Here is a 22310-nt window from a genome sequence, read left to right as displayed (position 1 = left end):
TGTGTATGGATTTTTCAATTCAAAGAAGTAAATCAGCGGTAATTTTCGTTAGTCTCACGTTAGCTTTTATGTTTGTATATCCAATTGTCATGATTTTTACAAATAAAGAGCAGTGGATGTCAGCGTTAATTGGGATGGGTTTATGCTTCATTGTAAATGTCCCTCTCGTTTGGGAAATATTCATTAAAAAACATAAAGTAGAAAATGGTGTGTTAAAGTACGGCATTTTAAATGATGATGTTGTATTAAAAGATATAAGAATTATTCGGCAAGTTGGGAAGTCCCTTGAAATTACGACGAATGCATATAAAGTACATATGATTGCGATGCCGCAAGATATGACAAGTTTTTTGGCACTTGTTGAGAAAGAGAATCCACATGTAAAAATAAAAATGGTAGGTAAGAGATGAAATATGTAAAACTTTTGTTTTGTTTGTGCTTGTTGGTGGCACTAGAGTATATATTAAATGGGATCTGCCCTTATATGTTCCAATATTAATCGGTACTATTGCAGTGACGCTTTTATTTTATTTTCATTTTCAGCAAACAAAAAGCGAGGAAAGTAGTTCGTATAAGGGGGATTAGAAATGAAAAAAATCTGTACGTTATTTTTGCTGCTACTGACCGTATCGATTCTAGTAATAGGATGTAGTACGAAGAAGGAAAAGGATGATATAAACTTAGAAAAGGCACAAAAAATTGAAATAGAATCGCTTATTGATTCGAGTGATAAAAAAACAATTACTGATAAGAAAGAAATCACAAAGTTGTTTGAATCAATCAAAATGGATGAGTGGGAAATGGAAGCGGCTCCTATGGATACTCCGCAAGAGAAAACGTTTAAAATGTATCAAGAGGATACACCGAAATTATTAGATTCGAGTAAAGATAAAAAAGAGTTACATGAAATTGGTACTATGACAGTATATAAAGATGTCCCTTATGTTGAGGTTGAATTGAAAATGAATAAAATAAAAAATAAAAACAGTTTTAAAGTACCAGAAGATGTGGCTAAAAAATTATTAGAGTATTAATGAAAAAGCGCTCGGATAGAATCCCGAGCGCTTTTCATATTATTTTAAGTTCTCTGGGTTTAAAGCTTCTAACTCAGGAACAACGAAGCGTCCGTCTTTACGGATTAGTACGTCGTCGAAGTAAATTTCGCCGCCGCCGTATTCAGGGCGCTGGATGCATACTAAATCCCAATGGATGTTCGAGTTGTTGCCGTTCCATGCATCATCGTAAGCTTGTCCAGGAGTGAAGTGGAAGCTACCATCGATTTTTTCATCGAATAGGATGTCTCCCATTGGATGTAAGATGTATGGGTTTACGCCGATTGCGAACTCACCAACGTAGCGTGCGCCTTCGTCTGTATCGAAGATTTTGTTAATACGCTCTGAATCGTTTGCAGTTGCTTCAACGATTTGGCCATTCTCAAACTTAAGTTGTACATTTTCAAATGTATAACCGTTGTAAGGAGATGGTGTGTTGTAAGAAACTGTACCGTTAACAGAATCGCGAACTGGTGCAGAGTATACTTCACCGTCAGGAATGTTTAAATGACCTGAGCATTTAATAGCTGGAATGTCTTTAATAGAGAATGTTAAGTCAGTTCCAGGACCAGTTAAACGAACTTTGTCTGTTTTATTCATTAATGTAACAAGGCTATCCATCGCCTTATCCATTTTACCGTAGTCTAAGTTACATACTTCGAAGTAGAAGTCTTCGAAAGCTTCTGTGCTCATTTTAGCAAGTTGCGCCATAGAAGCATTTGGGTAGCGAAGAACAACCCAGCGTGTTTTTGGAACACGGATGTCTCTATGAACTTTCTTACCAACTGTTTGACCGTGAACTTTCATACGCTCACTTGGAACGTCAGCTTGTTCGTTAATGTTGTCGCCAGAGCGAAGACCGATATAAGCGTCCATATCTTTCATTACGCTTGCTTCATATGCAGCGATTTGTTCGAAATGTTCTTCAGTAGCACCCATTAATAAAGAGCGATCTACTTGATGATCTTTTAAAGAAACGAATGGGAAACCACCAGCTGCATATGCTTCTTTTACAAGTGCAGTTACAAGTTCTTTTTGTAAGCCAAAGTTTTCAATTAATACTTTTTCGCCTTTTTGTAAGCGAATAGAGTAGTTAATTAAATTGTATGCTAACTTTTCAATGCGTGGATCTTTCATATGTAAAGCCTCCCTGCTAATTATGTATCCTCTCCTATTGTAACCTACTTAGTGGAATTTGTTGAATGATTTATGTTAAAGTTAACGAATAAGTATGAAAATTCCAATGAAAAGATAGGGATTAGAACGAAACAGAAAATGATTGTATAATAAGAGAAAGTATGAAAAAGATAAAGGAAGTGATGAAATGCAAGTTCTTTTATACGTAAGTGCGGCTATTATTGCAGTTGCCTTCGCTGTATTAGTAGTGTATGTATGCAGAACGTTGTTATCGGTTCAGAAGACGTTAGAAAATGTTGCAAGTACGTTAGAAGGTTTAGAAAAGCAAATGCAAGGAATAAGCGTAGAGACGGAGCAATTATTACATAAGACAAATGCGTTAGCTGACGATATTCAACAGAAGTCACAGTCGCTAAATAAAGTAGTAGAAGGTGTAGATGGAATCGGAACGACGATACACTCTTTAAATACGAAGCTTCGCAATGTTTCAGAGTCTGTTACGGACGAAATTGAAAATAATGCAGATAAAGTAGCACAAGTTGTACAGTGGAGCAGCGCAGCAATTGAAGTATACAATCATTACCGTGCTACGAGACAAGAGAAAAAGATTGAAAAAGAAGAGCGTAAACTTGAGAGAGCTGAGCAGAAGGCTGAAAAGAGAGAGAAGCGCTCTAGACTTCGCATGAGAGGTGAGTAATGATGAGTATGATGAAGATTGAAACAATTGAAGAACTTGAAGCATTAGTAGAAAAGAACGAGCCTTACGTTCTTTTTAAACATAGTACGACATGCCCAATTAGTCACGGTGCATATACAGAGTTTCAAGCGTATTGCGGTGAAGAAAGAGAAGTACCAGCATATTACTTATACGTACAAGATGCGAGAGATGTTTCGAACCATGTTGCAGATCAGTACAGCATTAAGCATGAATCTCCGCAAGTGCTATACATTAAAGATGGAATGGTAGTATGGCATACATCGCATTGGAATATTAAAAAAGAAGCTTTAGAAGAGAATGTAAAATAGGGAGAGGCAAGCGAAGGGCTTGCTTCTTTTTTATTTTGTTGCAATATATTTAATGGTACACTATAGATACATTAAAACTAAGTAAATTGACTTTTGAAAGTGGGTTTTAAGCAATGAAGAAAATGGCGTTATGCATCGCAAGCTTAAGTTTATTACTGGGGGCTTGCAGCAATAATACTATTGAGAAGAAAGATGAAGTTGTACAGAAAGATACGAAAGAAAAAAGTATGATTCCAAGAACTGCTGTTTCTAAGGATTACTATAGAACTGTTATTCCTTTAAAAGAACAAAAGGTAATTAATACAGTTAATGTTAAAACTAATTCTAAACTAGATTTAGCAGAATATGAAAATGGTTTAATGAATATTGCTTCAAAACAATTCGATACAGAAAATTACGTATTACAATTAAATCAATATATTCCAGAGAAAACAATTGATGAATTAGTTACGAAACAAGAAGTACCAGTTTTGACTAATATTATAGAACAGGACTACTTCGGCAAACAGAATTCAAATGAACTAAGTTTATCTGGTGTTGTTATTGGTTTATCTATGTCTTCAAGTGTATCTAATGAGGAAGCTATTTCTAAAGGTACTGAAGTCGCTAAGGGGCTTATAGAAGCTATTAATAAAAATGATAAATATAACAAATCTCCAATTACGTTTGCTATATTCAAGCAAGAAAGTACAAGTTCTTTAAAGAATGGTACTTATATTTCAAGCGCTACTGTTCAAAAGAACGAGACTAACCTTGGAAATTGGGATACTATTGATGAAAAATCGTATTCGTATCCTTCTCAAGAATTTGAGGGGGCACATGGGGAAGATAATGATAAGCTAAAGAATTTTTCTAAAGCAATGAAGGCATTTTCTCCAGGAGATTATATCCCTGTTAATGCTAAGATTTCTTATAAGCAAAATAAGATGGATAAATTAAAGATGGATATTGTCGTTAAATATAATGGTAAGTCAGAATTAATGGCACTCTCTCAAATAGCTGTTCAAAGTATGTTAGAACAATTCCCTAAAGATGCTAAAGTTCAATTACAGATAAAGTCCGAGAGTAAAATTGAGGCTGTTATTATAAAAGAGAAGAACAGCGATAAACCGTTTGTTTCTTACCTATAATAAAAAAAGACAGTTTTTAAGCTGTCTTTTTTATTTTATAAATTTTCCGCAGTTCAATGAGTTTATGAAAGAATTAAAAGCATTCGGAAGTAAATTATAAAAAGATTTCTTAGTCTATGTAGCCCTTGTTACATAGTTTTTTTACAAAAATTGACCTTTTTTGCATAAAAAATACGAAAATACGAGAAAAGAAGCGAATTTTTTCGAAACTTTTGCGGGAAAATATTGTATGACCCTGCGTTTTTATCGTATCATTAGTAAAAGGAAGAACTCGGGACGATTGTTGGCATCTGCAAATAGAGTTGATGTCTTTTTTTCATTCAAGTGAACCGATACATAAAAATAGATAACATAAATAGAAGGAGTGTGCGAAGAGATGAACGTAACAATCTATGATGTAGCGCGTGAAGCAAATGTTTCAATGGCTACCGTATCACGTGTTGTGAATGGTAACCCAAATGTAAAGCCTACAACAAGAAAGAAAGTACTAGAAGCAATTGATCGTTTAGGATACCGCCCAAATGCGGTAGCACGTGGACTAGCAAGTAAGAAGACAACTACAGTGGGTGTTATTATTCCTGATATCTCAAATACGTTTTATGCAGAACTTGCTCGTGGAATTGAAGATATCGCAACAATGTACAAATATAACATCATTTTAAGTAACTCTGATCAAAACAAAGAGAAAGAGTTCCACTTATTAAATACGATGCTTGGGAAACAAGTGGACGGGATTGTATTCATGGGTGAAGATATTACCGATATCCATATTGAAGAGTTCAAAAAATCTCCAGTGCCAATTGTATTAGCAGCATCATTTGATGAGCAAAATGAAACATCATCAGTGAATATTGATTATACGCAAGCAGCTTACGATGCAATGAAGCATTTTATTGAGCAAGGACATAAACGTATCGGTTTCGTTGCTGGTCCTTTCATTGATAAAGCAGGAAGCGCTAAGAAATTACAGGGGTATAAAAAAGCTTTAGAAGAAGCAGGTATTTCATATGATGAAAATCTTGTAATCGATGGAGATTACACATATGATTCAGGCTTAGAAGCATTTGAAAAACTTTGGAGTATGGATGAAAAACCAACAGCCATCTTCGTATCTTCTGATGAAATGGCATTAGGTGTAATCCATGCAGCACAAGACGCGGGATTAAACGTACCAACTGATATCGAAGTGCTTGGTTTTGACAACACACGTCTTGCATTAATGGTACGCCCACAGCTTTCGACAGTTGTACAACCAATGTATGATATCGGTGCAGTAGCAATGCGTCTACTAACGAAATATATGAACAAAGAAAAAGTAGAAGATCACACAGTTATCTTACCTCACCGTATCCAATTTAGGGATTCAACGAAGTAAGAATAAGAGAGCTCACAGCGATTGCTGTGAGCTTTTATTCGTATTCAGGATAGTATTTTTTAACTACTGTATCCACAGTTTCGTTTTTCTTAACGTGTAAAAATCTTGCGTACAATTCTTTTCCTGTTCCAAATGGCGTATCGTCTAATTCAAACGCGTGTAACACTTTTCGAAATTTCCATGTGACTTGCTCCTCGTACACATTGTCGTATGTTAATTCAGATTGTATAGCGAGCTTTTCACCTAACTCATGCGCTTCCTCTAAACTGTTCGCTTTAACGAGAATGATGCTTTCTTCAAAAAGTGTATCGTGATTCTCTTCATAATGCTCATCTATTTTACTAGGATTAGGTTCACTTGAATGAACAGATTCAAATAATAATTTTACAGCGTACATATGATATCAGTCTCCTTATGCTTGATGCTTTACTCTATAAACAATACTCGCTACGAGTGAGGCTGGTATTGTAAATACGTTACTTTGAAAATAATAATGTATTTGGGATTCTTCATAAGACATTCGCTACAATTAGGGTTATTCCTTGTTATATGTCACACAAGTGCAAATTTAACTATTATAGGGCAATGTCATGTATAATAGAAAGAAAAGGCTTGTGAGGGGGGAGAAAAGATGATCGTTCTTTGGATAATTACGCTTTGCATGACTGCTATTTTTGCATATATGACGTTAAAACAAAATGGCTTAAAGCGATTTGTTCCAGGAAGTATTCTTGCAGGAATTGCCCTTATCACGTATGTAATTTCAATTTTTACTGAAAGTATTTCGATAGATTTAAGTACGAGCTTAATGTTTATTGGTATTACACTATTTGCAGGTAGCATTATGGTACTGATGGTTGCAGGTATTATTATATTTATTCATATGAATTCGGAAACGTTATAGCATATAAAAGGCATGTCCCAAGAGGGGCATGCCTTTTATCCGTTCAATTATGCTCTATCTTTAGAAGAGTTTTGTTGTTTTAGTAAGTCGCGAATTTCGCCAAGAAGAACTTCTTCTTTTGTTGGCTCTGGAATTTCTTCTGTCTTTTCTTCTTCTTTTTTCAACGTTAGTTTATTAAACAATTTAATGAATAAGAAGATAGAGAATGCGATAATTAAGAAGTCGACAACTGTTTGAATAAATGCACCATATTTTACAACTGCGCCGCCAAATGTAAAGGAAAGTCCTTTGAAGTTTACTCCACCAAGTAATAGACCAATTAATGGCATGATAACATCGCCTACTAATGAAGAAACAATTTTACCGAATGCACCACCGATTACAACCCCGACAGCTAAATCCATTACGTTCCCTTTTAAGGCGAACTTTTTAAACTCGTTCCACATGTGTTATTCCCATCCTTTCCACGATTCAATATGAAATTTATAATTCCTATCAACATATTCTATAGAAATTTATGAGAGAAATAAAGGGAAAATGGGAATGAAAGTAAATTCTGAAAAATGTATCCGTTTTAATTTTTGCTTGCAGCTTGCAGTAGAGATTGGAGCAATTGTTGTGTTTTTAACCCTTCTAATCCATCTATAATCGGTTTCATATTACCTTGTACACATTGGATAAAATGGTGAACTGCATCTTCAAACCCACGCTGTTTTAACGTCGTATCCCATGATGGGGAACTGCTTTGTGAAACGGAGTTTTCCTGTTCAATTTCAAATGTATTCATATTTTTGACACGAATGATTTTCCCTGTCGTTACAAGTTCAATTTGTTCTAAATTTGTACCGGCATGGCGATGCATCGCGGTAGAAAGTAACAGTCCACTTGGAGTTGTATATGTATGATGTCCGTAAAGAAGTTCGTTCTTTTCATTGATTTGCATCATATTGTGAACGACGTTAAGGTCATCATTAGCTAACCAGCGAGCAGTGTCTACAATATGTAAGTAATCATCTAGCATAGTAAAGTCATACGTATATGGCCCCACTTTATTTGTGCGGTGCTTTTCAATTCGAATCCATGAAATATCGTTAGCCTGCTCTTTTGCAGCAACGTACATAGGAACGAAGCGGCGGTTAAATCCAACCATTAACTTTCGATTATACTTTTCACTCATTTCAACTAGCTTCTCTGCTTGCTCAGTAGTAGCTGCCAGCGGCTTATCAACATAAACATCGATTCCCTTTTTAAGAAGTTCAGAAACGATTTCATAATGTGTAGCAGTGGAACTATGAACGAAGATTGCATCGCATTCCGAAGCTAATGTTTCAATAGAATGGAAATCTTGAATACGATATTGCTGACAAATTTGTTTTCTTTTCTCTGCATTAGGTGTAAATGCTCCTACAAAATTCCAATCTGTTTCTTTTGTAAGTGTTGGAAGATAGGCTTTTTGTGCAATACTTCCAAGTCCAATCATTCCGATTTTAGGTTTGTTCATGTTTATTCCCACCCTATCAATATTGATATAACGGGTTAAATGTAGCATAGGGTGGGGGAGGAAGGCAAAAAATAGCTTTTTACTTACGTCCTTCTAACAAAATCTTCTCTATTTCTTCGAAGTTATGAGCGCGGGCATGCTCTAGCGGGGTAACACCACACATCCATCAACTTAACGTATATTTTTATACAAAATGCGGTCTTTCCACGTAGTTTTTTATTATCTTTTATAGATGTTATAAAAGTAGGCACATCAAATAAACCCTGACGGGTTTCAAATTTTTCGCTATGCTACCTGATGGGCAGAAGTGGTATACTCATACACAACACCTAAAATATCAAAGACTGTTTTTTTCTCATATCTGTGAGATTTTCGTCCGTTTCGCTGTAGGAGGTTAAACAGACGAAGGAGAATCTTTGATAATTCTTGGGTGTTTTTATGTAGTGCTTGATGAAAAAGTAAGAAATAATCTTTAATTATGTACATCGCTTTATATTCACTTAGTTCTTTCTGTTTCTTACGTAACAGGAGTTCTCTCATTTTAAACATAGTAGAAGAACATAATAGGATACTAATGAGTTGTCCATAAAGGTGGCATTCTAATCGCTCTTGTTTAATAGATTTACAACGATGAATTCGAAACCAAGATTTCCATATTTTAAATAACAGCTCAATTTGCCAACGCAGTGAATATAAATCATAGATTTTCTCTTTCGGTACCCATTCCGTAGGAATGTTTGTCATATATACCGTAATTCCTTGTAAAAGTTTCGTACGCTCTGTATATGTAATCCCTTTTTTCTTTTCGCGAATAGCTCGATCATGTAGACGTTTCTGTTTTTGCTCCTCTGTACATCTATAAACCACAATGCGAGTGGGTAGTTTGTCTTTGCTCCCTACATATACATCATGTAATTCATACACTTGGCCAGGTTGTAATTGGTTCATGATGTCTTCCAAATGAATTTGTATATATACCGGTCTCAATTGAGCAGGTTTTGTTTTAAATACCACTGTTTCGAATTCTTTTCTATATATTTTAGTTGGTAATTTAAGACGCGATAAATAATACCCTTCCTTATCTTGGATCGATTTAAAGTCTTGTAAACGAAAATACCCTAAGTCACGAATATATAGTTCATTCTTTTGTGTCATGTCCATTCGAGTCGCCCCATATGCCTGATCACTTCGTTTTCCTGGTTCAATTTTCACATCAGAAAACTCTCCACTCAACAAGTCATACTCTAATTGAATTTTCACACCAGCTGTATGACTACAGCCTCCGGCACCAGGATAAGTAGCTGCGAATCGATCTGGAACTTGAAAGGTTGTAGAATCAAGGATGCGAATCCGCTCAAAGTAAGCAGAAAGAGAATGAGAAATTGTAGATGATCCTCCAATTTTAGCTTGTAGAAGTGTAGTAAATACATTTCGAAAGAAGGCTACAGAAGCCGAGTTAAATCGTCGATTCAGTCCCTCAGGACTTAATAAAATTCCTGTTGAAGTTTCTAATTGACTACAAAGTTGAGTAAGAGAGGTTGTAGCGATTTGTTGATTTAACCATACACACAAAGATAAAAAATGGTGCCCATGGCACTTACGTTTTCGTTTCATTCCACCTGCTTCTATAGCTAATTGATTAAGTGTAGCGGGAGACATATATCGATATAACTCTTCGGCAAATAAAGACAGCTCTTGTTTTTGATGCATATTCATAAAAAGCACGTCACCCTTTCTCATTAACATAAGAGAATAGTAACGTGCTTTTAAGTTTAAGAATAGTCTAAATCCTTAAGTTGATGGATGTGGGGTAACACCATCATTGTCTGGAATATTTACATCTGCACCGTGTTCAATAAGAAGGCGAATGACTTGTTGCTGTGTTTCATTTCCATTACTTAGTACGATGGCTTCCATTAAAGCGGTCCACCCAAGATTATTTACATGGTTAACATCAATAGTTGTTCGCGTGAGGAGTTCTTTAATAACATCAATATAGCCATGTTCTGAGGCGGGGATAAGAGCTGTTCCGCCGTAACGATTTGTAAGCGATGGATCTGCCCCGGCATCAATCGTTAGTTTTAAAATGTCTAAGTAACCTTCTGCACCGGCGTATAGAAAGGGATTGTTTTTCATATCATCTTGGATATTTACGTTAGCACCAGCGTCGATAAGAGCTTTGGCGGTTTTTACATCATTTTTGTATGTAGCAATCATAAGCGGAGTACGTCCTTTATTGTCCGTTATATTTATGTCAGCCCCTTTTTTGAGTAACGATATAACAGTGTTCGTTTCTTGTTTCTCAGTAGCTGTTAGTAGTGCTGTCTCCATGCTTGTCATCTCCTTTTTAACTTCTTGTTCTTGCGAGCATCCTTGCAAAAAAATTACGCAACATATCATGCTTAATGTTTTTTTGAACATGGAATTTCAACCTCCTAATTTCAACTCTAAAATAAGAACATTAAATTTTTATAAACTGACGCTAAAATTACTATAAAATCGCTTGAGTATTTGAACATATATTTCTATGCTTATGAGTAATAAGGTTTAATAAAGTGAGGATTTAACATATGTCTATTAAAACAAGGTTTTTATTTTCTTATATTGCCGTTATTCTCGTTTCTATTACGCTCATATTAGTCGCGGGGTTTTTAATTGTTTTTTCAATAACAGGCGACTTGGAGTCAGTGAAAAATTTTTATAAAAGTTCCTATATTCAAAAGCCGCTTACGCAAGAAGAAGAGAATGCGTATCTTGAATTGAAATTAGCGGCAAAGCAACATCAATCACAACTATTAGATGAATCGTTCGTTTCATCAATTGAAAAAGAAGGTGTGAAAATAGCTGTAAGAAAGGGAGACTCCATTTCATATGCTTCGAAAGAATTTGAAAGTTCAACCTTAACAGAAGCCCTTCCGAAATTTGAATCAGCAAATATTAATAGTCGTGGTACAACGGAACTAGGCGATACATTTTATCGATATGTAAAATTTGATTTTTATTTTCCTCAGGAAGAAGAGGGGAGTATATTTGTATTAAAAAAGCAAAGTTCATTTGTAGATCTTACCCAAAAATTATTTCCGATTTTGTTCGTAGCGCTCTTACTTTTAGCTATTTTGCTTATTGGATTATTAAGTTATCTCGTCTCAAGAAGTGTGATAAAACCAATATTTGTATTGAAAGATGCGACGGAGAGAATTAAAGAAGGGAATTTAGATTTTCAAATTCCAGTTACATCGCATGATGAGATAGGGCAGTTAAATCAAGGGTTTGAGGAAATGAGGAAGAAGTTAAAAGAATCGATTGAAGTGCAAACAAAGTATGAAGAAAATCGAAAAGAGCTCATTTCAAACATCTCTCACGATTTAAAAACACCGATTACATCTATTATCGGATATGTAGAAGGAATAAAAGACGGGGTAGCAAATACACCTGAAAAAATGGATAAGTACTTAACGACTATCCATACGAAAGCAAGGCATATGGATACACTCATTGATGAACTATTTTTATTTTCGAAGCTCGATTTGAATCGAGTTCCCTTTCAGTTTGAAACGATAGAATTAAACATGTTTATGCAAGAATTAATAGAAGAGATGCAGATGGATTTAAGTAAGGAAGGTATAGAAATTAACTTACAATTACATGCATCCCCACTATATGTAACGGCTGATTGCGAAAAGATAAATAGAGTGATATCAAATTTAATTCATAATAGTGTGAAATACATGGATAAAGAAGAAAAGAAAATTACTGTAACGGTATCAAGTGATAACAATAAAGTTATTGTGAAAGTAATGGACAATGGATCAGGTATCGAATCGGATACACTCCCCTATATTTTTGAACGTTTTTATCGTGCAGAGCAATCGCGAAATTCTAGTACAGGTGGAAGTGGACTTGGCTTAGCGATAGCGAAGCAAATTATCGAAGAACATGGCGGGAATATTTGGGCGGAAAGCGAGCCTGGGAAAGGCACAAGCATTTTCTTCTCATTGGAAAAAGTAGAGAAATGTGGTGAGTAATTTGAAAAGGATTTTACTAATAGAAGACGAAGTAAGCATTGCAGAATTACAGCGAGATTATTTAGAAATTAGTGATTTTCAAGTTGATGTAGAACACTCCGGAGAAACAGGTTTACAACGGGCTCTGCAGGAAGATTATGATTTAATTATTTTAGATATTATGCTTCCGAAGATGAATGGATTTGAAATTTGTAAACAAATACGTGCTATAAAAGATATTCCGATTTTACTTGTTTCAGCAAAAAAGGAAGATATAGATAAAATTCGCGGGCTCGGATTAGGTGCGGATGATTATATAACGAAACCATTTAGCCCAAGTGAATTAGTCGCAAGAGTAAAAGCACATATTTCCCGTTATGAAAGGTTATCAGGAAATATGGTTAAGCAACGTGATACGTTATACATTCATGGAATTTCTATTGATCAGCGAGCGAGAAAAGTGTTTATAAATAATGAGGAAGTGGCGTTTACAACGAAGGAATTTGATTTATTAACATTTTTTGTAATGCATCCAAATCAAGTGTTAAATAAAGAACAGTTATTTGAACGCATTTGGGGATTAGACTCAGCTGGCGATTTAGCTACTGTCGTTGTTCACATTAGAAAGCTACGTGAAAAAATTGAAAGAGATCCTGCTCATCCGCAATATATTGAAACTGTGTGGGGAGCTGGTTATCGTTTTAATGTGTAGTGAACCTGCCGAGTGATTGGCAGGTTTTTTTGTATAGAAAAATACCAGATAAAAAATATATTATCTTTATTTTATCTTTTTTTAATAATTTCTTTATAGGCAATTTATACCCGCTATTTATTATAAATATCACAGGAAGCAATGAAAGTATTGATCATAAATTTGGAGGGTATAAAGATGAAAAAAATGAAATTTTTAGTACCGGCAGTGCTTGGATTTACAGTGCTTGTAACGGGGTGTGCGCAAGGTGAAACGAAGGCGGAAACAAAACAAGAAACGAAGCAAGAGGTAAAGAAAGAGAAGAAAAAACAACAAGCACAAATTACGAAACTAGAGCCATTAAACGCAATGACATTACAACTAACATTTTCTAAACCTTTATCAGAAGAAGAAGTGAAATTAGAAAACTTAGATGCTATTAAGAAAAACTTCGTATTTAGTAATGGCTTAGAAATTGTAAATGTACCGAGACTAAAAACAGGAGCAACGAGTACATATATCGTACCTGTAAAAGTGCAAAAACCAGATGGGAAATATACGTTAAGTTATAAGGGCGGAAAAAAAGAAAAGTTTGAAGGAAGTTCAGAAAAGATCAATGTTCGCCAAGCGAAGCAAGTGACAAATGATACGTTTGAAATTGAATCATTTTTAGAAGATGGTGTGACAGATTATGCGAACATCATTGAAGCGTATAAGGCTGGAAGAGGAAATCAAGCTTTCCAACTAGATGATGAAAATAAAGATAAAGATGGTAAACAATATCAAGTAATCTCTTCACTTCGTGATAGAAAACTAACGATTACAGCAAGTTCAGGTGAGAAAATTGAAGTTGCATATGTTCCGTTTACACAAGCGGCAGATGGTAGACAAGCACCTAAATTCCGCTTACCTGCAGGTCAAACATTGAAGACAGGAACAGAATATACAATTACGTCTGATTGGGCAACTGTTAAAAATCCGAAATTTACAGCTTCAACTATTGCACCGTTAGTCATTCAAAGTGCAGAGGGAATAGACAATAAGTCTCTTCAAGTAACCTTAGATAAAGATCCGGGCATGGAACTCTTTGCTGGTAGAAAAGTAGAATTACAAAGTGAAGACGGAAATAAATTAGAAGCGCAATATCGCTTCAGCTCTCGAAAAGGTGCAGTAGGAATCTTTGACTTGCAAAACGGTGCAACATTAGAGCGAGGAATGAAGTATATAGTTGTGCCAATGGGAGCCTGGGCAACTGGGGAACAAGTTACGTTTGTAGGGAAATAAACATGAAAAAAGTAGCAGGTTTAGTGCCTGCTACTTTTTGGTTGTAACGATTCACAAAAATTTTGAGTAGCAGAAATAAATGGGGTGACTTCTTCTAGAAAAGGGTAATGGTTACTGGATTTAAATAGTAAATGAAAATATATCAGCGATTCGACATGAAATATCGACTTAACAACAAAAAAACGACAATAGTAGCAAACTATAAATAAAAGGAGACCGTTCAAAAACGAGCCTCCTTTCTGTTTAATACAAAGATTTTGTCATATTATTCCGAATAATTTCAAGGGATTTCGCTACAGTTAATGCATTCTTTTCTTCAATTTCTGGTTTTCTAGGGATAGGTTTATACATGTTGTCTGGATCTTCCCATGTGCGGGGAAGTTCTGTTTCTGCTTGTCCTTTCCAAGCGTCAATCCATTCTGGAGGGAGATAACCTGAGATGTTTTGGATGTTGTTCATTTCGAGCCAAATGAGTGCCCAAGCTCTTGGGACGACGCGCCATAAGTCATAACCACCACCGCCGACAGCGATCCAGCGACCATCGCAATATTCATTAGCGATTTCACGAGCGAGCTTCGGTATTTCGCGATAAATGTTCATCGTTGCGCAAAGGTGTGTAAGTGGATCGTAATAATGTGCATCGGCACCATTTTGCGTTAAAATAATATCCGGTTTAAAGTATGCTGCAGCTTCTTTTACAACAGTTCGATACGAATCTAAAAATGATTCGTCTTCTGTAAAGGCATCGAGCGGAACGTTAAAAGAATAACTATATCCATTGCCTTGTCCACGTTCATTTACAGCACCAGTTCCGGGGAATAAATAACGCCCAGTTTCGTGTAATGAAATGGTGCATACGTTAGGATCGTCGTAAAAAGACCATTGTACACCATCACCGTGATGAGCATCTGTATCAATATATAATACGCGTAAACCGTATTTCTTTTGAATATATTTCATTGCGATAGAACTATCGTTATAAATGCAAAAGCCAGATGCTTTACCTCGGAAGCCATGATGTAAGCCGCCTCCTAAATTGAGGGCGTGCTTTACTTTCCCAGAAAGAACAGCATCGACAGCTGTTAATGTTCCACCAACGAGTAATGCACTTGCTTCGTGCATATTTGGAAACATCGGTGTATCTTCAGTTCCGAGCCCATATGTCATCGCAATTGATTTTTCTAACTTTCCTTCTCCAGCAAGTTTTACCGCATTTATGTACTCCTCTGTATGAATGTAAGCAATCTCTTCATCTGTAGCCATCCGTGGTGAGATGACTTGAGAGGGAGAGATAAAACCGCCTTTTTGTAATAAATCATACGTAAGTGTGACGCGCAGTTGGTTAAAAGGATGATCAGGGCTAAACGAATAGCCCCGAAAGTCATCCGAATAAATAAACGCGCTACTCATGCTTGCATCCCCATAATATTTGGCCATAAGACGCGGTATCCTTCTGCTTCAAGTGCATCAATCACTTTTAGAGGATTCATCGTTTGAATGCGGAAAACGAGTACTTTATCATTCTCATCTTTTGCTGGATAGACGAGAACGCTTACGATATTTATTTGTAAATCACTAAAAATAGCAACTACTTTTCCGAGAATACCAGGTTCGTTTTTTACTTGAATTTCGATTTGTGAACTTGGTTGATGTGCTCCTGTTAATTTCACTAACGTATGCAGTACTGTAGATTCAGAAATGATACCTACGAGTTTTCCAGCTTTCGTAACAGGAAGACAGCCTATTTTATTTTCGAAAAATAAAGTCGCGATTTCCTCAACAAAATCGAGAGGATGACAAGTCATAACAGGATGTTTCATAATGAGTTCGAGCGGTTGCTTCAGCATATCGAGTGAAACTTGTTCATCTAGAATTGATGGACTTGCATCTCTTACATCCCGATCAGAAATAATGCCTACGACATGATTATTTTGATCGACAATTGGAATGTGCCGAATACCTTTTGTACGTATTGTTCGGATGGCTGTTTCAATTGTATCGTTTGGATGTAGTGTCACTACATTTTGATTCATAATTTCTTCTACAATCATTCCAGTTGCCCCCTTTATTAATACATAAAACGATTGTGAAAACGTAGACGATCAAACGCTTGAATAGAATCCGTATCAATGCGTTTTCCGATGCGAACCATTAAACAGTTGGCAGGATGTGAACAAATTTCAGGATCATCTGTAGCCATCCATTGTAACCCACCAGCATTCATCATCTTTTCCATTACTTTTCGGTACTCCCAAACATTTAAGCCTGTTTGCTTTAAATCCCAGTGCCAATAATATTCAGTCGTCAATATAATGTAATCTTCCATATGATCGTCCATCATTGAAACTTCTAATAAGTTTTTTCCGACAGAGCACCCGCGAAAAGCTGGGACGACTTCAATTGCCCCGAGTTCAATTAAGTTTTCAATCTTTCCTTCTGACCATCGCTCGAGCGGATCAGGATACAAGTATGTAACATACCCAACAATCGTTTGGTCATGTCTAGCAATAATGAGACGAGCTTCTGGTAATTTAGAAATTTCGACAATAGCTTTATATTGCTGCTCGGCAGGACGAAACGCAATTAAGTCAGGATGAAATTCATACATTTCAAGATTATGTGTAGAGACAGGACCTTCAATAATTAAAGTGCCTTTCGCTGTTTTTAAGTTTCTGGCATTATATATTTTTTTATGGATCAATGTATTGCTCACCACCTTGAGGGTTTGTGAATCTATTAATATCGTACTTTATAATATATGCGATGTGAATCGAAATTTGTCATTAAAAATTTGTCTAAAAATCAACAAATATACTGAAAATTTTAAATAATGTCATTATAATAGATAATAGAATACATAGGAGGGGGATGTAAAGTATGAAAGTAGAAACGCTTCCTGTCATTAAAGGCGAAAATAATTTGCCGAATTATGAAGAGGCATACGCGAATTTTAACTGGGAAGAGGTTAATAAAAATTTTACTTGGAATGAAACAGGCCGAGTGAATATGGCGTATGAGGCAATTGATAAGCATGCGAAATCCGATCGAAAGAATAAAGTAGCACTTTATTATCAAGATGGATCGCGAAAAGAGAAATATACATTTAAGGAAATGAAGGATTTTTCTAATAAAGCAGGAAACGTCCTGAAAAATTATGGCGATGTTGAAAAAGGCGATCGCGTTTTTATTTTTATGCCACGTTCTCCAGAATTATATTTTGCACTTCTTGGTGCAGTGAAATTAGGAGCAATTGTTGGACCGCTATTTGAAGCATTTATGGAAGGTGCAGTTCGCGATCGTTTAGAAGATAGCGAAGCAAAGGTGTTAATTACAACGCCTGAATTGTTAGAGCGCATACCATTAAATGATTTACCTGCTTTAAAAACAGTCTTTCTTGTTGGAGATAATGCAGAAGAAGGCGGTAAACTTGTAGCATTCAATCCTTTATTTGAACAAGCTTCAAAAGAATTACATATCGAATGGTTAGGCCGTGAAGATGGTTTAATCCTTCATTACACGTCTGGCTCTACTGGTAAGCCAAAAGGTGTGCTTCATGCGCAAAACGCAATGGTTCAGCATTATCAAACAGCGAAATGGGTATTAGATTTAAAAGAAGATGATGTATATTGGTGTACAGCTGACCCAGGCTGGGTAACTGGAACAGCTTACGGTATTTTTGCACCGTGGTTAGTGGGGGCATCAAATGTTATTTTAGGTGGACGCTTTAGCCCAGAAGCGTGGTATGAAGCACTGCAAGATTACGGTGTAACAGTTTGGTATAGCGCACCAACAGCGTTCCGTATGTTAATGGGAGCTGGACAAGAAGCAATTAAAAAATATGATTTATCACAAGTTCGTCACGTATTAAGTGTTGGTGAGCCATTAAATCCAGAAGTAATTCGCTGGGGTATGAATGCATTTGGACTTCGTATTCATGATACGTGGTGGATGACAGAAACAGGTGGACAAGTTATTTGTAACTACCCTTGTATGGAAATCCGTCCAGGTTCAATGGGTAAACCAATACCAGGTGTGAAAGCAGCGATTGTTGATAATGAAGGAAATGAAGTGCCTCCATACACAATGGGGAACTTAGCAATTGCAAAAGGTTGGCCATCTATGATGCGCGCTGTTTGGAATAACCCGCAAAAGTATGAGTCTTACTTCATGCCGGGAGATTGGTACGTATCAGGTGATTCAGCTTATATGGATGAAGACGGATATTTCTGGTTCCAAGGACGTATTGACGATGTAATTATGACGTCAGGTGAGCGCGTTGGACCGTTTGAAGTAGAAAGCAAATTAATCGAGCACGCTGCTGTTGCAGAAGCTGGGGTAATTGGTATTCCTGATCCGGTTCGCGGAGAAATCATTAAAGCATTTATCGCGCTTCGGGCAGGATATGAGCCATCAGAAGAATTAAAAGAAGAAATTCGTCAATTTGTAAAGAAAGGCCTAGCAGCTCATGCAGCGCCAAGGCAAATTGAATTTAAAGATAAATTACCGAAAACGAGAAGTGGTAAAATTATGCGCCGCGTATTAAAAGCGTGGGAATTAAACTTACCAACAGGCGATTTATCGACGATGGAAGATTAAAAAAGAAAGGTCTGAACGAAACAACGTTCAGACCTTTTTTTATGTTATGATAAACTTATATATACGTGTTGGAAGGGGAGAAGGAAATGAAAACAGAAAAAGAAAAGATGATACAAGGGGAAATGTACATACCAGCGGATTCAGTTTTAGTACAAGACAGGGAGCAAGCTCGTATATTAACGAGAAAATTAAATGATACGCCAGAAGTGAAATTAAAAGAGCGTAGCGAAATCGTAAAAGAATTATTCGGAACGACAGGAGATAATATTCATCTTGAGTCTTCTTTTAGATGTGATTACGGCTATAACATTCACGTTGGCGAAAACTTTTACGCGAACTTTGATTGTACGATTTTAGACGTATGCCCAGTAACAATCGGAGTGAATTGTATGTTAGCCCCAGGTGTTCACATTTATACAGCAACACACCCGCTTGATCCAGTAGAGCGTATAAGCGGATCAGAATACGGAAAACCAGTTACAATTGGCGATAACGTATGGATTGGCGGAAGAGCGATTATTAATCCGGGCGTAACAATCGGAGACAATGCAGTTATTGCATCTGGCGCCGTTGTAACGAAAGATGTGCCCGATAATGTAGTAGTTGGCGGGAATCCTGCAAAAATTATAAAAAAAATAAAATAATATTTGAACGCATTGCCTTCCTCGTCTGTATACATTTATGAAAGAATAGATGAGGGAGGCTTTTACATGTCTAATAAGTTACTTCTTACTTTTGCTTTAATCGGAATTATCGTCGTATTTTCTTGTGGTCTGTTATTACCGATGCCAATTGGATTTAAAGTTTCAATGATTACAGCTGGAGTTATGATGATTGTTATGTTTTCAATCATTATTCCGTTTGATAGAAAACATATAGTACGGAAAAATGGATATAAAATTGATTTTACAAAAACAAAAGTGTATTTTCGTTGGAATGTATTTGATACGATTTCGGCCAGTCTTGCGGTGTATGCATGCATATGTGTGCAAGCATTAAATATTTTAGTTTCAATCGGCTATACAATTCAAAACCCTTACGTCCAATTTTTTACGAATCAATCACAAGTATGGATTATTGTCGCAAGTATATATTTAATTTCCCGAATTTCATTAACGTTAAAAGGAATAAAGGAGATCAAAAATCATGGCGCAGATTGGGATTGAGGAGGAGCTCATGCTTGCGTACCAAAGTGGGGATCAACAGGCGGGAGAAAAACTATATGTTTTAATCAAACCAGCGCTATATACATTTTTGTATCGATTTAATCGAGATGAACAATTAAGTATCGACCTTGTGCAAGACACGTTTTTAATGCTAGAGCGAAAGAAACATATGTATGAAACCCGAAAAGGCAGAATAAAAACGTATTTATTTCAAATTGGTTATCGTCTTATGATTAATAAATTAAATAGAAGAAAAAAGTGGCGTTCTCTTTTACCGTTTTTAGTGCCGATTCAGGAAAAGGAGTTTTCCCACGAAGATCGGCTCACAGTAAGGGACGCAATTTTGAAAGTTTCTGAAGAGCAAAGAGCGGTCTTGATCCTTTCTTATTATCATGATATGCAGCAAAAAGAAATTGCCGAGGTATTAGATATTCCAGTCGGAACAGTGAAATCGAGACTTCATAGCGGGATAAAGAAATTAAAACAATTGCTGGAGGTGGATGAAATTGAACGAAAATCCCTTTAAAAATGAATATAAATTACAGCAGCATTTAGATAGCGACCATATAGAAATACCGGATTTTCCAAAAACGGTAAGTCGATTCGATCGATTAATCGGATTTCTTGGTTCTCCAGTGAAAGATCCTGTGGAGTCGACGATAGGAAATGATTTATCGGTTGTGTTTCATGTATCGTTATTAGTTGGTATACCGATTCTTTCTCTTATTACAATATTCCTTGCAACGTTGTAAAGGATTGGCAAGGAGAGAAATCCTACCTCTATTTGACACGCCTATATAAATGATGGTATAAAGAAAAGTATATGAATAATTGAGCGTGGAAAGGGAGAAGTAGTGATCATTTCCCTGTTTTAGAGAGCTGATGGTCGGTGGAAATCAGCACATAGATGATCGCGAATTACGCCCCTAGAGCATCTTTTTTCGATTGAATTGTATTCAAAAGGGAAAAGACGGTGCTAAGCCGTTATGTAAATAAGGTGGTAGGCTTTTTTTTGCCTGCAACTAGGGTGGTAACGCGATAATCAAAATCGTCCCTTATTTAAAGGGGCGATTTTTTTATGTTTTCAACCTTCACGCCAGTAATGAACTTAAAGGAGAGTATGTAGGATATGGGTATTTTACAAGATCTTGAATTTCGCGGTCTAATTAATCAGCAAACAGATGCTGAAGGCCTTGAGCAATTATTAGAAAAAGAAAGCGTTAAATTATATTGTGGTTTCGACCCAACAGCGGATAGCTTACACATCGGTCATATGTTACCAGTATTAATGTTACGTCGCTTCCAATTAGCTGGTCACCAACCAATCGCACTTGTTGGCGGTGGTACTGGTATGATCGGTGACCCAAGTGGTAAAAAAGCAGAACGTACATTGAATACGAAAGATACAGTTGCTTACTACACAGAAAGCATTAAAAACCAGCTTTCAAACTTCTTAGAGTTTGAAAACGTGGACAACCCAGCAACGATGGCTAACAACTATGACTGGCTAGGTAACTTAGATGTAATTTCATTCTTACGCGATATCGGTAAAAACTTCGGTTTAAACTATATGTTAGCAAAAGATACAGTAGCATCTCGTTTAGATACTGGTATTTCATTCACTGAGTTTAGTTATATGATTTTACAATCATACGACTTCTTAAACTTATACCAAAACCATAATTGTCGTCTACAAATCGGTGGTAGTGACCAATGGGGTAACATTACAGCTGGTCTTGAATTAATCCGTAAATCAGAAGAAGATGCGAAAGCATTCGGTTTAACAATTCCACTAGTTACAAAATCTGACGGTACGAAGTTTGGTAAAACAGAAGGCGGCGCAATTTGGTTAGACCCAGAGAAAACAACTCCTTACGAGTTCTACCAATTCTGGATTAACACAGATGACCGTGACGTTGTTAAATACTTAAAATACTTCACATTCTTATCTCATGAAGAAATTCTTGAGCTTGAGAAGCAAGTAACTGAAGCGCCAGAAAAACGTGCAGCACAAAAAGCATTAGGCTCTGAAATGACAAAACTTGTTCACGGCGAAGAAGCGTTAGAGCAAGCAATTAAAATTTCAGCTGCATTATTCAGTGGTTCTGTAGCAGAACTTACTGCAAGCGAAATCGAACAAGGATTCAAAGACGTACCATCTGTAGAACGTACTGCAGAAGATACAGTATTAATCGACTTACTTGTAGAAAGCAAAATTTCACCATCTAAACGTCAAGCGCGTGAAGATGTAACAAATGGTGCAATCTATGTAAATGGTGAGCGTACACAAGTATTAGATTACGTTGTAACAGAAAACGACCGCATCGAAGATAAATTCACAATCATTCGCCGCGGTAAGAAGAAATATTTCTTAATTCGTTACTAATAAGAAAAGAAATTAAAACAATAGTACCCCGAATTGTAGGCTGAAAAGTCTATCGTTC

24 protein-coding genes, 3 pseudogenes and 1 other annotated feature are annotated in these 22310 nt (G+C 36.3%); of the genes and pseudogenes, 16 read left to right on the top strand and 11 right to left on the bottom strand.

Annotation, left to right across the window (positions count from 1 at the left end; translation table 11 throughout):
• Positions 1 to 5: 5 nt before the first annotated feature.
• Together QUF93_RS24770 and QUF93_RS24765 are read left to right on the top strand one after the other, a co-directional pair.
• Positions 6 to 410 (top strand): PH domain-containing protein, encoded by a 405-nt coding sequence (locus tag QUF93_RS24770; RefSeq protein ID WP_002123111.1) that lies wholly within the window; start codon positions 6 to 8, stop codon positions 408 to 410.
• Positions 411 to 587: 177 nt separating this feature from the next.
• Entirely contained in the window at positions 588 to 1034 is a 447-nt protein-coding gene (locus QUF93_RS24765) for a hypothetical protein (protein ID WP_289360504.1), read from the top strand.
• A gap of 39 nt (positions 1035 to 1073) precedes the next feature.
• On the opposite strand, the gene QUF93_RS24760 is transcribed toward QUF93_RS24765, so the two are convergent.
• Positions 1074 to 2189 (bottom strand): aminopeptidase, encoded by a 1116-nt coding sequence (locus QUF93_RS24760; protein ID WP_000654729.1) that lies wholly within the window; start codon positions 2187 to 2189, stop codon positions 1074 to 1076.
• A gap of 187 nt (positions 2190 to 2376) precedes the next feature.
• Here QUF93_RS24760 and QUF93_RS24755 point away from each other — a divergent pair, with 187 nt between their 5' ends.
• The 4 genes from QUF93_RS24755 (at position 2377) to ccpA (ending at position 5720) form a co-directional block, all read left to right on the top strand.
• Positions 2377 to 2886, top strand: coding sequence for a DUF948 domain-containing protein (locus tag QUF93_RS24755; protein WP_002123106.1), 510 nt, complete (start codon positions 2377 to 2379; stop codon positions 2884 to 2886).
• A 2-nt stretch (positions 2887 to 2888) separates the two neighbouring features.
• Positions 2889 to 3215, top strand: coding sequence for a bacillithiol system redox-active protein YtxJ (ytxJ, locus tag QUF93_RS24750; protein WP_033712295.1), 327 nt, complete (start codon positions 2889 to 2891; stop codon positions 3213 to 3215).
• Positions 3216 to 3328: 113 nt separating this feature from the next.
• On the top strand, positions 3329 to 4345 hold the full coding sequence (locus QUF93_RS24745) for a CamS family sex pheromone protein (RefSeq protein WP_289360503.1): 1017 nt from the start codon (positions 3329 to 3331) through the stop codon (positions 4343 to 4345).
• Between the two features lie 376 nt (positions 4346 to 4721).
• Positions 4722 to 5720, top strand: coding sequence for a catabolite control protein A (gene ccpA / locus QUF93_RS24740; RefSeq protein WP_289360502.1), 999 nt, complete (start codon positions 4722 to 4724; stop codon positions 5718 to 5720).
• A 34-nt stretch (positions 5721 to 5754) separates the two neighbouring features.
• On the opposite strand, the gene QUF93_RS24735 is transcribed toward ccpA, so the two are convergent.
• Both QUF93_RS24735 and QUF93_RS24730 read right to left on the bottom strand, forming a co-directional pair.
• Positions 5755 to 6117 carry a DUF4288 domain-containing protein gene (locus tag QUF93_RS24735; protein ID WP_289360501.1) on the bottom strand — a complete coding sequence of 121 codons (363 nt, stop codon included), beginning with the start codon at positions 6115 to 6117 and terminating at the stop codon, positions 5755 to 5757.
• 15 nt (positions 6118 to 6132) lie between these two features.
• Positions 6133 to 6240: pseudogene (locus tag QUF93_RS24730) on the bottom strand (DUF3949 domain-containing protein); the annotation flags it as partial.
• Between the two features lie 111 nt (positions 6241 to 6351).
• On the opposite strand from QUF93_RS24730, the gene QUF93_RS24725 reads away from it, so the two are divergent.
• The gene (locus QUF93_RS24725) at positions 6352 to 6624 is read left to right on the top strand and encodes a DUF3917 domain-containing protein (RefSeq protein WP_000636596.1); all 273 of its coding nucleotides are present in this window, start codon (positions 6352 to 6354) and stop codon (positions 6622 to 6624) included.
• A 47-nt stretch (positions 6625 to 6671) separates the two neighbouring features.
• On the opposite strand, the gene mscL is transcribed toward QUF93_RS24725, so the two are convergent.
• The 5 genes and pseudogenes from mscL to QUF93_RS24705 all read right to left on the bottom strand — a co-directional run.
• A complete protein-coding gene (gene mscL, locus QUF93_RS24720; protein ID WP_289360500.1) occupies positions 6672 to 7070 on the bottom strand; it encodes a large conductance mechanosensitive channel protein MscL in 399 nt (132 codons plus the stop codon).
• A gap of 128 nt (positions 7071 to 7198) precedes the next feature.
• Positions 7199 to 8125, bottom strand: a complete 927-nt coding sequence (locus tag QUF93_RS24715) for a Gfo/Idh/MocA family protein (RefSeq protein WP_289360499.1) — start codon at positions 8123 to 8125, stop codon at positions 7199 to 7201.
• Positions 8126 to 8204: 79 nt separating this feature from the next.
• Positions 8205 to 8282: pseudogene (locus QUF93_RS29080) on the bottom strand (ankyrin repeat domain-containing protein); the annotation flags it as partial.
• Positions 8283 to 8410: 128 nt separating this feature from the next.
• Entirely contained in the window at positions 8411 to 9841 is a 1431-nt protein-coding gene (locus tag QUF93_RS24710; protein ID WP_080019313.1) for an IS4-like element ISBce2 family transposase, read from the bottom strand.
• 90 nt (positions 9842 to 9931) lie between these two features.
• A pseudogene (locus QUF93_RS24705) lies at positions 9932 to 10546 on the bottom strand (ankyrin repeat domain-containing protein); the annotation flags it as partial.
• A 149-nt stretch (positions 10547 to 10695) separates the two neighbouring features.
• Between QUF93_RS24705 and QUF93_RS24700 the strand changes: the two are divergent.
• The 3 genes from QUF93_RS24700 (at position 10696) to QUF93_RS24690 (ending at position 14104) form a co-directional block, all read left to right on the top strand.
• The gene (locus tag QUF93_RS24700; RefSeq protein WP_289360497.1) at positions 10696 to 12150 is read left to right on the top strand and encodes a sensor histidine kinase; all 1455 of its coding nucleotides are present in this window, start codon (positions 10696 to 10698) and stop codon (positions 12148 to 12150) included.
• Position 12151: 1 nt separating this feature from the next.
• Positions 12152 to 12841 (top strand): response regulator transcription factor, encoded by a 690-nt coding sequence (locus QUF93_RS24695; protein WP_289360496.1) that lies wholly within the window; start codon positions 12152 to 12154, stop codon positions 12839 to 12841.
• Positions 12842 to 13018: 177 nt separating this feature from the next.
• Positions 13019 to 14104, top strand: coding sequence for a hypothetical protein (locus tag QUF93_RS24690; RefSeq protein WP_289360495.1), 1086 nt, complete (start codon positions 13019 to 13021; stop codon positions 14102 to 14104).
• A gap of 243 nt (positions 14105 to 14347) precedes the next feature.
• Here the strand turns inward: QUF93_RS24690 and acuC are convergent, their stop codons facing one another.
• From acuC to acuA, 3 genes are read right to left on the bottom strand one after another with little or no spacing between them, the layout of a single operon-like run.
• Entirely contained in the window at positions 14348 to 15514 is a 1167-nt protein-coding gene (gene acuC / locus QUF93_RS24685; protein WP_289360494.1) for an acetoin utilization protein AcuC, read from the bottom strand.
• Complete coding sequence (locus QUF93_RS24680; RefSeq protein WP_002123078.1) at positions 15511 to 16155, bottom strand: acetoin utilization AcuB family protein; 645 nt, start codon at positions 16153 to 16155, stop codon at positions 15511 to 15513. Before QUF93_RS24680 ends, acuC begins: the two co-directional genes overlap by 4 nt.
• A gap of 17 nt (positions 16156 to 16172) precedes the next feature.
• Positions 16173 to 16805, bottom strand: coding sequence for an acetoin utilization protein acetyltransferase AcuA (acuA, locus tag QUF93_RS24675; protein ID WP_002123076.1), 633 nt, complete (start codon positions 16803 to 16805; stop codon positions 16173 to 16175).
• 176 nt (positions 16806 to 16981) lie between these two features.
• On the opposite strand from acuA, the gene acsA reads away from it, so the two are divergent.
• The 6 genes from acsA to tyrS all read left to right on the top strand — a co-directional run bounded on the left by acsA (position 16982) and on the right by tyrS (position 22252).
• Positions 16982 to 18700 (top strand): acetate--CoA ligase, encoded by a 1719-nt coding sequence (gene acsA, locus QUF93_RS24670; protein ID WP_289360493.1) that lies wholly within the window; start codon positions 16982 to 16984, stop codon positions 18698 to 18700.
• Between the two features lie 86 nt (positions 18701 to 18786).
• On the top strand, positions 18787 to 19344 hold the full coding sequence (locus tag QUF93_RS24665) for a maltose acetyltransferase domain-containing protein (RefSeq protein WP_289360492.1): 558 nt from the start codon (positions 18787 to 18789) through the stop codon (positions 19342 to 19344).
• A 66-nt stretch (positions 19345 to 19410) separates the two neighbouring features.
• Positions 19411 to 19866: a hypothetical protein gene (locus tag QUF93_RS24660; protein WP_076540760.1), complete on the top strand. Its 456-nt coding sequence runs from the start codon at positions 19411 to 19413 to the stop codon at positions 19864 to 19866.
• Entirely contained in the window at positions 19847 to 20392 is a 546-nt protein-coding gene (locus QUF93_RS24655) for an RNA polymerase sigma factor (RefSeq protein ID WP_289360491.1), read from the top strand. The genes QUF93_RS24660 and QUF93_RS24655 overlap by 20 nt, the downstream gene beginning before the upstream one ends.
• On the top strand, positions 20373 to 20618 hold the full coding sequence (locus tag QUF93_RS24650) for a hypothetical protein (RefSeq protein ID WP_289360490.1): 246 nt from the start codon (positions 20373 to 20375) through the stop codon (positions 20616 to 20618). The genes QUF93_RS24655 and QUF93_RS24650 overlap by 20 nt, the downstream gene beginning before the upstream one ends.
• A 77-nt stretch (positions 20619 to 20695) precedes the next feature.
• Positions 20696 to 20925: a binding site (T-box leader), on the top strand.
• Positions 20926 to 20995: 70 nt separating this feature from the next.
• On the top strand, positions 20996 to 22252 hold the full coding sequence (gene tyrS, locus QUF93_RS24645; protein ID WP_289375851.1) for a tyrosine--tRNA ligase: 1257 nt from the start codon (positions 20996 to 20998) through the stop codon (positions 22250 to 22252).
• Positions 22253 to 22310 lie beyond the last annotated feature (58 nt).

The sequence above is a fragment of the Bacillus hominis genome, from assembly GCF_030348325.1.
Lineage (GTDB): Bacteria > Bacillota > Bacilli > Bacillales > Bacillaceae_G > Bacillus_A > Bacillus_A hominis.
The sequence above is the reverse complement of the archived record's forward strand: the minus strand, read 5'-3'. Positions and strand labels throughout refer to the sequence as shown.